Origin of the sequence: Alteromonas portus, from assembly GCF_005117025.1 — a bacterium.
GTDB classification, from domain to species: domain Bacteria; phylum Pseudomonadota; class Gammaproteobacteria; order Enterobacterales; family Alteromonadaceae; genus Alteromonas; species Alteromonas portus.
This window is the reverse complement of record NZ_SWCO01000002.1, coordinates 288467-301705: the sequence shown is the minus strand read 5'-3', so window position 1 is coordinate 301705 and position 13239 is coordinate 288467. Positions and strand designations below refer to the sequence as shown.

Sequence of the window (13239 nt, the reverse complement as noted above, 5' to 3'; positions counted from 1 at the left end):
AGTCGGCGTAATTAATTGGAACAGCATTTAAAAATGGTTAAGGTGCTTTGCTACTAGGTCTTACATACATGAGCAAACAACCGCGCGAGCACAGGGGCAGAATATGAGTGATAAGCGCAACATCAAAACTTACGACAAACCCGCGGGCGGATGGGGCGCTTTAAAAAGCGTAACCCAAAGCTGGCTGCAAAGCGAAAAGCCGCTTAAAAATTTGCGAGCCATGCTCAAAACCAACCAAGACAAAGGGTTTGACTGCCCAGGGTGTGCTTGGGGTGAGTCGCCAGAAAGCGGATTAGTGAAGTTCTGTGAAAATGGTGCTAAAGCGGTGAATTGGGAGTCTACGGGCCGTTATGTTGACCCTGCGTTTTTCTCAAACCATTCAGTAAGTTCACTCAAGAAGCACACTGACTATTGGTTAGAATCACAAGGTAGACTCACACACCCTATGCGCTTCAATGCTCAGACTGATCACTATGAACCCGTATCATGGGACGATGCCTTTGCACTTATCGCTAAACATCTAAATGGTTTACCTTCACCTCACCAAGCAGAATTTTATACCTCTGGGCGGGCGAGTAACGAAGCCGCCTATTTATACCAGTTATTTGTACGCGCATTTGGCACCAATAATTTTCCCGACTGTTCTAATATGTGTCACGAAGCGTCAGGCCAAGGGATGAAACCCACCATAGGTGTGGGTAAAGGTACGGTCACGTTTAACGACTTTGAAAAGGCAGATACCATATTTGTTATAGGTCAAAACCCCGGGACTAACCACCCTCGCATGCTAGAGCCGCTGCGCGACGCCGTTAGAAGAGGCGCTCAGGTAGTTTGCTTTAACCCGCTAAAAGAGCGCGGGTTAGAAAAGTTTCAACACCCTCAGCATCCCCTTGAGATGTTAACTAATGGCTCAACCCCAACCAATACCGCTTACTTCAGACCAGCACTTGGCGGAGACATGGCGGTTATGCGCGGCATTGCTAAATGGTTGCTGACCTGGGAACACGAAGCCAAAGCGAACAATGCTCCACCCGTATTCGACCACGACTTTATTAATGCACATACCAACGGCATGGATGACTATCTAACTGAAGTTGAAGCGACGAGCTGGGAGCATATTGAAACGCAGAGCGGCTTATCAAAAGACGAAATACGCCACGCGGCTACCATGTATAAACGTGGAGAACGGGTGATCATGTGTTGGGCAATGGGAATTACACAGCACAAGCACTCTGTCGCTACGGTGCAGGAAATAGTGAATATTCAGTTACTACGAGGAAACGTGGGTAAGCCAGGTGCAGGGCTTTCTCCCGTTCGGGGCCACAGTAATGTGCAGGGGGATAGAACCGTGGGTATTAACGAAGTACCGCCTAAAGCCTTGCTCGACGCACTAGAGAACAAGTTTAACTTCACCGTACCTCGAGAAAGAGGTCACAATACCATTCAAGCAATTCAGGCTATGGAAAGTGGAAAATCTAAAGTTTTCATCGGCTTAGGCGGTAATTTCGCTCAGGCGACGCCAGATACGCCGCGCACCCATGCCGCGCTATCACAATGCGACTTAACGGTACATATCGCTACCAAGTTGAATCGCTCTCACCTAACTACAGGTAAAGACGCACTTATTTTACCCTGCTTGGGGCGCACTGAAATCGACATGCAGGCTAACGGACAACAAGGCGTAACCGTTGAAGATACATTTTCAATGGTCCACATTTCATATGGCCAACTTCCGCCAAGCTCGCCCGAACTTCGTTCTGAACCTGCTATTATTGCTGGTATTGCGAAGGCGACATTAGGCAACACGCCGGTAGACTGGGACTTCTTAATAAGCGACTACGACAATATACGTGATCTGATTGCCGACACCATTGAAGGCTTTACAGACTTCAATAGCAAACTCGCTAACCCAGGTGGTTTTCACCTAGGCAATGCTGCGAGTGAGCGACGCTGGTTTACGCCATCGGGGAAGGCTGAGTTTGCTGCTAATGCTCTGCCAGATTCACTGTTAAATGCTGACCTAATTGCGAAAGGCGAAGAGCCGGACCTCATTTTACAAACACTACGCTCACACGATCAGTACAACACAACCATTTATGGTATGGATGACCGTTACAGAAACGTATTTGGCGCGCGAGACGTGCTGTTTGTCAATGAACGTGATATTAAGAGGTTAGGATTTAACGATGGCGATAAGGTCGATATTACATCAATGTGGAACGATGGCAAAACTCGCCAAGTTAAACAGTTTATGTTGGTGGCTTATGATATACCGCCGGGCCAAGCAGCAGCGTATTACCCCGAAACCAATCCGCTAGTACCGCTAGAAAGCTACGGTGATGGCACGTTCACACCAACGTCGAAATTTATCGCAATCAAACTTTCGAAGTCTAAGACAGATGGCACAATAGCGGTCTCTGCGGTGTAAACCTGTATATATCGGCCCCTCGCACATATAGGCCAGGGGCACATTAACCAGCGTGTGGAACATAAGCTCTCGGGGGGTCGAACTTAGGTACATGGATCAAGGATACACCATACTGACTTGCCCATTTTACTGATAACGCTGTGGGGGCTGAGAGCGTTACCAGTATGGGAAGTTTAGCTCTTATCGCTTTTTGAACCAGCTCTACACTACAGCGACTTGTAAGCACAACAATACCTTCAACTTGAAAGAGCTTGTTGGTGGTAATAGCGCCAATTAATTTATCAAAAGCATTATGTCTTCCTATGTCTTCCCTGCAGGCCAAAACATTGCGCTTGGCATCAATATAAAGCGCACCATGTACTGCACCACTCTGTTGCGCTATTGCTTGAGCATTGGTTATAAGGCCACGCAAACCTTTAAACCAGCTTACATCTGGTAAAGGTGATGCATCAATAGGTGTTAATTGAGGCAAGGCGTTGTCTAACGCCTCAACGCCACATAGTCCACAGCCTGACGCCCCCGCCACTTGCCGTTTATTTTCCTTTAACTTCCAAAACGCCTGATTGGCAATTTCAACTTCAGCATTGATGTGCTCTTTGTGATGCGTCAATTCAATACCGTAAAGCTGGCGGGGATGTTCGATAATGTCATTACTCAAACTGAAGCCAACAATGAAATCTTCAATGTCGTTAGGGGTTATCAGCATTACGGCGTAATTAATACCGTTATAACTAATGCTTAAAGCGACTTCTTCGGCAAGGGCAAACTTTTGAGTATAAGGGGCAGCATCTAAAACCAATGCATGTTGTTCAATGTTACTTTTCATTAGGCCAATCACCGGGAGAATTTACGTTCAACCATTCTTGGTCATCTTCATTGGACGTATTTGCAAGACGCTTTTTGTTATCGCCCTCATCTTTTCCTAATGCTTTTTTGAGGTCAGCTTCTTTAAGAGAAACCGCATTGAGAATTTCTAAAAACCCTACCACTCGTCTTTTACTTTGCTCAACTAAATAGCGGGCTAAAAGGGCTTTGGTATCCTGCTTAACAGGCAAATAAAAAGGCAAGAACCGATGCTCTACATAACATGCGCCTTCTGATTTCCTCCCCAGTGAAACTAACATTGCCAAAAGCTCTGGCGTCATCTGTGGCATATCTACGGGAAGAACAAGCAGTTCACAGCGGTTGCCATTGTGAATATCAGATTTAGATAGTGCGTCTAAAACAGCATGTACTCCGCTAAGCGGACCGGCATCTTCAATAATATCATTTAAAAAGCCTGGTTCGTTGCGGCTAATTAACACCTCTTCGCAACCTGCTGCCTGTAAAAGTAAACAAGCCGTATCGATGAGAGTGCGGCCCTTGTAACGCATAAGCGCCTTATCTTGCCCCATTCTGCGCGATTGGCCACCCGCAAGCACTAATCCGATAAGCTTGGTGTTTACTTTATTCATTGCATGCGCCCTTTTTGACGAAAATCCTCATCTATTTTTTACAACTCAAAATACGGCTTTGCAGTGGAAGTGCGGGGCCCGCCGTTACCCATTGAAGTCTGAAGAAAGTGAAATTGTGCCACATTGCATATTTTGACTGCTTTGGTGAAGTGCTGCGTATCCTCAAGCCCAATCATAAACCGATGTTGGAAAATATCCAAAAATCAATACCTTCATTGTGATAGATAGGTTCATTAATGATTCTACCAATGGAGTACAGAACTTGTAAGTACGCTAAACCCATGATTTGAAGTTAGAAGAAAAATACGGAAGGAAAAATATGGCCCTACTGATAAAAAACCATTACTAATGCTTGTTGTGCTAAGCAGAGACTTAGCCCCAAGGCTTCATATTCACTAACGCGCCCACGCGGCTAAACGTTCATCGAAGACAGTTTTAAAAGACGTATATCTGGGTCTTGACGATGTCGAATAACAACAAGCCCTATGGAAAGTAAGAACAGCCATACTGTTGTAGCTTCACTCACCGAATGCGTTACGTTGGTCAAATAGCCAATATCAGCAAAAGAAGCAACCGTAGTATCACTTAATGTAATTGGATATGGTCCCAAATAGCCGGTCATTAAGTCAGAAGAACCACCAGGCCAAGGCTCATCCCAATGACTGTTTGCAGTACCTGCTCCACCGCCGAGTTCAACTGGAATAAACTCAGCATCTTCTACAAACTCTTTGCGGTATATTTCTAATGCGTACTCCCCTGTGTATCGTCCCGAATTCGTGACGTAGTTCGATTGACTACCCGCAATGAAAAAGTCCGTCGTCCATAAGGTTCCAAACCCGATAACATGGGCCATCTCATGCACAATGACGTCAAAAAGCGTACCGCTATTTTCCATATTACTAAGATCTGCTGTATCGAATCGCATGCGGCCTTTGTTCGCATAAACAAAAGGACTGTCGGCAAGCTGAGTGATACTTGTTGGTCCTGCGCTGCCCAATATTCCGCCCACACCATCAATCGAAGTCCCACTCGCGTCTATAACAATACTGTGATCGAACACGCTCTGAACGCCTGTTAAGTAAGTTTCCCAATACGCTATGGCATCATCAAATGCACTGGATTGTGAAGGCGTCAGCCCACCAAGATTATTGATAGAGATATTGAATAGCCCTGCATGTGAAGGCAGTGACATGCACAATGATACTACGACACTTAACACCAGCTTCGGTAAACCTTTCATGGCTTCCCTCCAGAGTTGAGAAACAGCACGCTATGCTAATAATTATCGCTAGCGATACTTATGCGCTTTAATAACTATAGACTAGAAAGTTGAGGTGCAATGTTTTTTTGAGAATTAGTGTGTAACGGCTCAGATAAGAACGTCCGAAAGAAAAAATCAAGAAAATTTACAGTAAAACAGTTATTTGATTTATAACCCCAGCAATAAAGAGGGTTACAATCTTATTCGCTTTAAGTACGTTTAACTAAGATCTGGCTATTGGGAAAAGTATGTAAACGCAGAATAGATCAGATAAAAACAAGGAAAACTTACTCACCACCCAATTTACCTAAAGGAAAAAAGGCGGTGAGCTTTGGAAGACTACCAGGTCAAATCGTCCGGGATTTCGTAGTCGGCATACCAATCGTCTTCTTCTTCGTCTTTACCATCGGCTCCGCTCTTATCTAAATCAGCACGGTAAATAACTGAAGCCTCGTCGCGCTGCGCAATTTTGTCAGCAACGGGGGCTGGTACTAGTTCATAAGCGTCATCTAACAATACAACAGCCAAACGACCTTTCGTCACCTGCTTGTGCATTTCTTCACTTACGTACATACGTTTTACGACGTTGTCGTGAGTGAAATTAAGTAAGGTTTCGCCATTGCGCGGTTGTTTGTTTACCGTAATAAGCTGTCTGACCTGCGCCACAATAGAGCGCTTCTCTCGCTCTTGCTGTTGAAGCTGATTTAGCTCACGTGAGCGCGCTTTTTTCTCTTCAGCCGCTTGTTGAGCAGCAATCGTCGCTTCATCGACGATAGGTTGTTTTTGCTTATTCTTTTGCTTTTGTTTTTTGCGTTTATCTGCACGCGCTTGCTTTGCAGTCGCTTTATCGGCCAAACCGGCTTTCAGTAGTTGGTCTTGTAAGGAGGCCATAATTACTCTCTGTTACTCTGATTCTATTGATACGCTTTGCAGACGTTTACCGTCTTTTAACTACGTAACAAGCCCGAACAATGTCGGGCTTGTGAATTTCAATTAAAGGTCTATGTTACCTTTTTTCCGAAGTAAAGGCGTTACTTCTTCTTCGCTTTAGTCGCTGGCTTTTTAGCGGCTTGCTCCTGCCATTTGCCATTGTCGTACCACGCAGACCATCCTGTTGCTTTACCGTTGTCATTTTCAGACATCACGTATTGCTGTTTGGTCTTCCTGCTGTATCGAACTATTGCAGGGTTACCATCAGGGTCCGTTTGTGGCGCATCGGCAAGATAATAGAATTTCGGCGAAATTCTGTCTCTAAAGCGAGCAAGCTCTTCCACCTTCGGCGCACGAGTTTCACGCGACTTCGGAAAGTTATGCGCCGCTAAGAAAATTCCTGAAGCGCCATCACGTAGCATAAAGTGCGCGTCAGACTTTTCACACGGAAGCTCTGGTAAATCTACCGGATCTTCTTTTGGCGGCGCAGCTTCGCCGTTTCTAAGTAGCTTACGAGTATTCTTACACTCTTCGTTGGTGCAGCCGAAGTATTTACCAAATCGACCGTTTTTAAGCTCCATATCGCTGCCACATTTATCACACTCAATAATGGGGCCGTCATAGCCTTTTATCTTGAATGTGCCTGTTTCAACTAAGGTGCCATCACATGTTGGCGTGTTACCACACACATGAAGTTTACGGGTTTCGTCAACCAGGTAACTGTCCATCGCCGTGCCGCACTTAGGACAACGCTTTTTCGAACGAAGCGCTTCTGTTTCGAGCTCTTCTTCATCGTCCACTTTCACGACTTCATCACCAGGCGTTAAATTCATGGTGTTCGTGCAGCGCTCTTTCGGCGGTAAATTGTAGCCTGAACAGCCCAAGAACACGCCAGTAGACGCGGTTCTCACGTTCATTTCACGGCCGCATTTATCGCACTCAACACCTGCAGGTACTGCCTGATTCAATCGCATACCGCCCTCTTCAGGGTCTTTCTCAGCGTTTAACAGTTTTCCGTAGAAGCCGCTGTAAAAATCGTTGAGCACGTCCTTCCAGTCTTTCTTACCTTCAGCAATATCATCAAGATGTTGCTCCATGTTGGCAGTAAAGTCATAGCTCATTAAATCATCGAAGTTTTCCATCAGACGATCGTTTACGATTTCGCCCATTTTCTCGGCATAAAAACGCTTATTCTCTAAGCGCACATAACCGCGATCTTGAATCGTCGAAATAATACTGGCGTAAGTCGATGGACGACCAATACCGCGTTTTTCAAGCTCTTTTACCAAAGATGCTTCATTGAATCGCGCTACAGGCTTAGTAAAGTGCTGTTTAGGATCGAGCGCTTTTAAGTCAAGCACATCGCCCTTTTGAACATCGGGCAGCATAAGCTCTTCTTCGCCTTTTTTGCGAAGCTGAGGCTGAACGCGAGTCCAACCATCGAACTTAAGCACACGGCCTTTTGCCGTCAACTCGTAATCACCCGCAGCCACTTTGATGGTGGTTGCATCATACTTAGCTGGTGTCATTTGACAGGCCACAAACTGGCGCCAAATTAGCTCATAAAGACGCTGTGCATCGCGTTCCATATCGCCTAAGCTCGCAGCACTAATGCTTACGTTTGAAGGGCGGATCGCTTCGTGCGCCTCTTGCGCACCTTCTTTACTGCCGTAGCGATTTGGCGAGTCAGGCAGGTACTTGTCACCAAAATTATCTGAAATATACGCACGAGCACTGTCCAACGCCTCTTGGCTTAGATTGGTTGAATCCGTACGCATATAGGTGATGTAGCCCGCCTCATAAAGGCGCTGTGCCATCATCATGGTTTTCTTAACACCAAAGCCCAATCGAGTACTTGCCGCTTGTTGTAGCGTTGAAGTAATAAACGGTGCAGAAGGACGACTTTGCGTAGGCTTTGACTCGCGGCTTTCTACCTTGTAGTTAGCCCCTTCTAAGTCAGCAAGCGCTTTATCTGTCTCGGCCTTGTTTTTAGGCTTGAACGCATTGCCCTGGTGCTTTGCTACCAGCATGCGTAGTGCCGCTTTTTGCTGGCTGGTTAAATCTGCGTGTACGTCCCAAAACTCTTCAGGTACAAACGCTTTAATTTCTCGCTCACGCTCTACAACAAGCCTAACTGCTACCGATTGAACTCGCCCTGCTGAAAGACCTCGCGCAATTTTTTTCCACAGAAGTGGCGATACCATGAAGCCTACGACACGGTCTAGGAATCGGCGAGCCTGCTGCGCATTAACACGGGAGATATTTAACTCACCCGGATCTGAGAACGCATCTTGAATCGCGTTTTTAGTAATTTCGTTAAACACCACTCGCTGGTAAGTTTTGTCTTTTTTACCTAGCAGCTCTTGTAAATGCCATGCAATAGCTTCCCCCTCGCGGTCCAAATCGGTCGCGAGATAGATAGTGTCAGCATCTTTAGCAAGCTTTTTAAGTTCGTTAACGACTTTCTCTTTACCCTGTAGCACTTGATAGTGGGCTTTCCAGTCTTTCTCTGGATCCACACCCATTCTGTCTACAAGCTTCAAATATTCGTGACGGCGAAGATATTCTTGACGCTCTTCTTCGCTTAAAGTTTTGAGTTCTTTAGCCGGTTTTTTAGGCTCTACTTTGCCTAATGCCTTCGTCGGAAGATCTCGCACGTGGCCAACCGAACTTTTTACGATAAAATTTTTACCGAGATATTTATTTATCGTTTTCGCTTTGGCTGGTGACTCGACTATGACCAGTGATTTTGCCATATAATTGAACTAAACCTATTGATTTTTAATGACTATTTACGTCAAATTCTGAAAATTGGAGCAACCTTGCACTATATATAGGATACCCGCTCTTTTTTAACATATATCTACAAAGTGAATGGAAAACAAGATCTTCTTCATACTTATTCTTTTCATTGCTTTAAACACACGCAAAATCTGTACAATAAATAACCAGTGCGATTGGCTTTGGCTTTAAAAGTCGTATAATGCCAGCCATTCCAACCTAGCCTGATAACGTGTTCAGGTTTAAAGAAGCGCCTCGTTTGCCCTGTAAAATAACGAAAACGCTCCCGCTGCTATTTGTTTAACTGCAGTGAGTGTAAAAAAGTAACATATGGGGTCAAGCGCCCAAACTCCAAGAATGAGGGAAAGTATGAAGCAGTTTGAAGTTAACTTTGATGGTCTTGTCGGGCCTACCCATAACTATGCAGGTTTGTCTTTTGGTAATGTCGCTTCCCTGAACAATGCGAATGCGAAAAGCAGCCCTAAACAGGCGGCAAAGCAAGGTTTAGCAAAAGCGAAAGCATTGGCCGATATGGGCATGATGCAAGGTGTATTGGCTCCTCAAGAACGCCCTGATATCGCTGCACTCAGAAGATTAGGCTTTACGGGCTCCGATGCTCGTGTGCTAGAAAGCGCTGCAAAGCAATCTCGCGCGATTTTCCTTGCCTGCTGCTCCGCCAGTAGTATGTGGACCGCAAATGCTGCCACTGTGTCTCCTAGTGCCGATACTGCCGATGGTCGCGTGCACTTTACCCCTGCAAACTTAACGAATAAGTTTCACCGTTCATTAGAGCCTCAAGTGACGGGCAACATCCTGCGCGGCACGTTTGCCAATGAAAAGCACTTTGCTCACCACCAACACCTGCCAGATAACGAGCATTTTGGTGACGAAGGCGCAGCCAACCACACGCGACTTTGCAGCAACTATGGCCAAGCTGGCGTTGAGTTATTCGTTTACGGCCGTCATGCATTTGATACCAGCAAACCAGCACCGAAAAAATATCCGGCTCGCCAAACGTTAGAAGCATGCCAAGCGGTGGCCCGTTTGCACGGTCTTGACGACGAAGGCGTGGTTTACATGCAGCAAAACCCAGACGTTATTGACCAAGGCGTATTCCACAACGATGTGATCGCTGTTGGTAACCAGAATGTGTTGTTCTTCCACGAGCAAGCGTTTTATCAAAAAGACGCTGGCTTCAAAGAACTTCAAGCCAAATTTGGCAGCGAACCGCTACACTTTATCGAAGTACCGACTGCTGAAGTCTCTGTACAAGACGCAGTAAAAACCTATTTGTTCAATACACAAATTATTACCCTTCCAAGTGGCGACATGACAATTATTGCGCCAACTGAATGTCAGGAAAATGAAGCCGTTAAGCGTTATTTAGACAAGCTAGTAACTCTGGGTACGCCCATAAAATCGGTTAATTACTTTGACGTTAAACAAAGTATGCGTAATGGCGGTGGTCCGGCATGTTTGCGTTTGCGCGTTGCAATGAACGACCAAGAACTCGCTGCGGTTAACCAAAATACGCTAATCAACGATGCACAATTCGCACGCTTAAATGCTTGGGTCGACAAGCACTATCGCGATGAATTAAGTGAAGATGACTTGCGCGATCCGCAGCTGCTCATTGAATCTCGTACTGCGCTTGATGAGCTTACACAAATTCTTAAAATTGGTTCGGTTTACCCGTTCCAACAGGGATAAGTTAAGTCTGATTGAAATAAGCAAAAAAGAAAGCCGGCTATAAGCCGGCTTATTTTACGTGTTAATTTCAAACGCTTTACGGTGTAACCAGCGTACACTGGTCAGTTACCCCAAATGGATTAGCTGGCGGTGATGCCCCTTCATCCGTGACGTCATCAGCAGAAATGCTCAATGTAAAGTTCATTGAAGCTTGAGCCTCGCTTCCTGTGGACTGGCCAAACACAGAAATAACCGCGTCGTACCACACCGCATAGCTACTTGGATAACGGTATTCTAACTCGGCATAACCATTTTCATCTGTCTCAGCTTCACCGTTAGCAAACGTTATCGTTCCCACCAACCCAGGCGTAAGCATGCCGTCGTTATTTGTGTCTTCATTAGTTGGCGTTGTATCCAATATGCCATTATCGTTAACATCTTCTGTAAGACAGTTCTGATTGACTATCGCAATCCATTGAGACTCATCGTCATCATATACCCAGAACCCTGTACGATATTCACCTTCGTTAACATATTTTGCAGGACCGACCGACGCAGTTAGGCTTACACCGCTAACTGGCTGACCTGCAGAGTCGGAAACAAAAACACCGAAACGCTTTAAGTACGATGTAGAGGTGGGCTCTTCAAGCTCATTACCAGTTCCCAAGGAGATATCAAACGCACGAGCGCCTACTGTGAGTGTCACCTGATCTTCGATAGCTGTATCTTCTGCAACGAATGCAGTAATAACAACAGATTCTAAGGTAGAGACAGAGCCAGAAGTAAAGACCGTTGTAGCTATACCTTTGCTATCCGTAGTTGCCTGAGATGGTGAAACAAAACCCGTTGAAACATCTGATACTGTGAAATTAACCACGCTGTTTTTCACCAAATTACCGTCAACGTCGCGAACCACTGCACTAATTGTGCTTGTTTGTCCATCAGGGCCTAAGATGTCAGGTGATGCATCGGCTATAAGCGTATGTGGTGTGGTGGCAATAAATTCAATCTGAGTAAGCGCTGATACCAACACATTGCCGTCTGCGTCACTCGCTGACGCGGTTATTGAAGAAATGCCAGCATTATTGGCGCTAATATCAATACTTGCTTGTCCTTCTGAATCGGTTTGTATTGTAGAGTTACCGTCAATCACGCCACGTGATGCGCTAAAGGTCACCTCTTGACCTACCACTGGCGTGTTATTTTGACGCCACTGCACGGTGATAGTCTGTGTTTGCCCTAACGGCACTTCTTCTGTTGGTAAGTTAACAAAATTAAATTCGTCTTGCTGAACCTGCACGGTAAAGCTTGTTTCAGCATTTAGGGCTGATGCCGTAATGGTATTTTCTCCAGAGGCAGATGCTGTATATGAGACAGTAGCTTGTCCGTTAGCCCCAGTATTCACCGTGGTGCTGCTAAGGGTGCCGTTTGTAGCACTTAAAGCAACATCTTCATTTTTTATAGTCTCGCCATCCGAATCTTGAAGACGGATGGTATATTCAACAGTGTCATTTAAAATGACTGAAGACGCGCCGTTGATAGTTACTTCTGTCCCGGCAATTGTAATATTAACAAACTCAGTAAGACTGCCCGCTCCGGCTGTAATAGTAATCGTACGGTTTGATTTATCGTTTTGCGACGTCAGTATTGCACGGGCGGTACCATCGGAAAGGGTAACGGGTTGCGTGAGCTGAAGCTCAACGCCATCGCCTGTCGCTGCCGAGAAGCTTACCTCAACCCCTTCCATCAACACACTTTGCTCATTTTTAACTAATGCAATGAGTTCGACTTCATCGCTTCCGCTAGAAGCCAGCTGAATACTGTCAGTGAAAAGCTCCAGAGAAGCCGGGTCTTCACTCACCGTGGTGCTACCTTCAGAACTGAAGGTTGTTGAATCTGCCTCACCCGTAGCTAAAGTAGCTGTCACTTCACCGTCACCAGACGCGCTTCCCACCGACATACCTATAGTCGCAACACCTTCACTATTAGTTAGTGCCGTCGCGGTGTCGTTAGAGAATGTAGCAAGTTCATCGTTACTTAACGAAAAGGTAAGCAGGAGGTCGGCCTGAGGTTCACCCAAAGAATTAGTGACTGTCGCCACTGCAGTCAAGGCATTACTAGATGAGAGGCTATTATCGGCTTCACCACTTTCATTTTGCAACGCAAGTGCAACGCTGATGGTGGTAGGATCTGTGCCGCTGACCGCTGTAGCAGAAAACGTGGTAGTTCCTGTTTCGCCACTACTAAGCGCAGCGGTAATTTCACCATCACCCGACGCTGAACTTGCATTCAAACGAATTCTGGCTACACCGCTTGAGTTAGTGCGGGCAGTCCCCGTATCATTGCCAAACTCTGCAAGTTCCTCGTTGCTTAATGTGAAGGTTAGAAGTGCATCTGAATGAGGGTTCCCGTCCTCATCGGTCACTGTCGCAACCGCGTACAAGCTATTGTTTTCTGATAAGTTGTTATCGCTCGCACCACTCTCATTTTCTAATGACAAAGCGATTGAGTACGTAGATGTGGTTGTACCGTCGTCTCCACTTCCATTATCCGTGTTATCCCGAGTGACTGAAGAGCCGCCCCCACCACATGCTGTTAGCATAAATATTGCGCTAATTAGGCTTAGCGCTTTCGCTAATGTCGACATAATTCGTTCCTGAACCTCTTTTATTGACAATTGCGTCGTTTTTTATGTT

Annotated in this window: 8 protein-coding genes; 2 read left to right on the top strand and 6 right to left on the bottom strand. The window is 45.8% G+C overall.

Annotated elements, in window-relative coordinates; genetic code table 11:
• Positions 1 to 103: 103 nt before the first annotated feature.
• Entirely contained in the window at positions 104 to 2428 is a 2325-nt protein-coding gene (locus tag E5672_RS05370; RefSeq protein ID WP_136781255.1) for an FdhF/YdeP family oxidoreductase, read from the top strand.
• Between the two features lie 43 nt (positions 2429 to 2471).
• Here E5672_RS05370 and fdhD read toward each other — a convergent pair whose 3' ends face one another.
• From fdhD to topA, 5 genes are all read right to left on the bottom strand, one after another.
• Positions 2472 to 3254 carry a formate dehydrogenase accessory sulfurtransferase FdhD gene (gene fdhD, locus E5672_RS05365; protein WP_136781254.1) on the bottom strand — a complete coding sequence of 261 codons (783 nt, stop codon included), beginning with the start codon at positions 3252 to 3254 and terminating at the stop codon, positions 2472 to 2474.
• Positions 3244 to 3882, bottom strand: a complete 639-nt coding sequence (gene mobA, locus E5672_RS05360; RefSeq protein ID WP_136781253.1) for a molybdenum cofactor guanylyltransferase — start codon at positions 3880 to 3882, stop codon at positions 3244 to 3246. The genes fdhD and mobA overlap by 11 nt, the downstream gene beginning before the upstream one ends.
• A gap of 412 nt (positions 3883 to 4294) precedes the next feature.
• On the bottom strand, positions 4295 to 5122 hold the full coding sequence (locus tag E5672_RS05355; protein WP_136781252.1) for a leishmanolysin-related zinc metalloendopeptidase: 828 nt from the start codon (positions 5120 to 5122) through the stop codon (positions 4295 to 4297).
• 360 nt (positions 5123 to 5482) lie between these two features.
• Positions 5483 to 6034: a DUF2058 domain-containing protein gene (locus E5672_RS05350; RefSeq protein ID WP_136781251.1), complete on the bottom strand. Its 552-nt coding sequence runs from the start codon at positions 6032 to 6034 to the stop codon at positions 5483 to 5485.
• A 140-nt stretch (positions 6035 to 6174) separates the two neighbouring features.
• Complete coding sequence (gene topA, locus E5672_RS05345; protein ID WP_136781250.1) at positions 6175 to 8829, bottom strand: type I DNA topoisomerase; 2655 nt, start codon at positions 8827 to 8829, stop codon at positions 6175 to 6177.
• Between the two features lie 394 nt (positions 8830 to 9223).
• Here topA and astB point away from each other — a divergent pair, with 394 nt between their 5' ends.
• Positions 9224 to 10564 carry an N-succinylarginine dihydrolase gene (gene astB / locus E5672_RS05340; RefSeq protein WP_136781249.1) on the top strand — a complete coding sequence of 447 codons (1341 nt, stop codon included), beginning with the start codon at positions 9224 to 9226 and terminating at the stop codon, positions 10562 to 10564.
• Positions 10565 to 10640: 76 nt separating this feature from the next.
• On the opposite strand, the gene E5672_RS05335 is transcribed toward astB, so the two are convergent.
• Positions 10641 to 13190: an Ig-like domain-containing protein gene (locus E5672_RS05335; RefSeq protein WP_136781248.1), complete on the bottom strand. Its 2550-nt coding sequence runs from the start codon at positions 13188 to 13190 to the stop codon at positions 10641 to 10643.
• Positions 13191 to 13239: the final 49 nt, after the last annotated feature.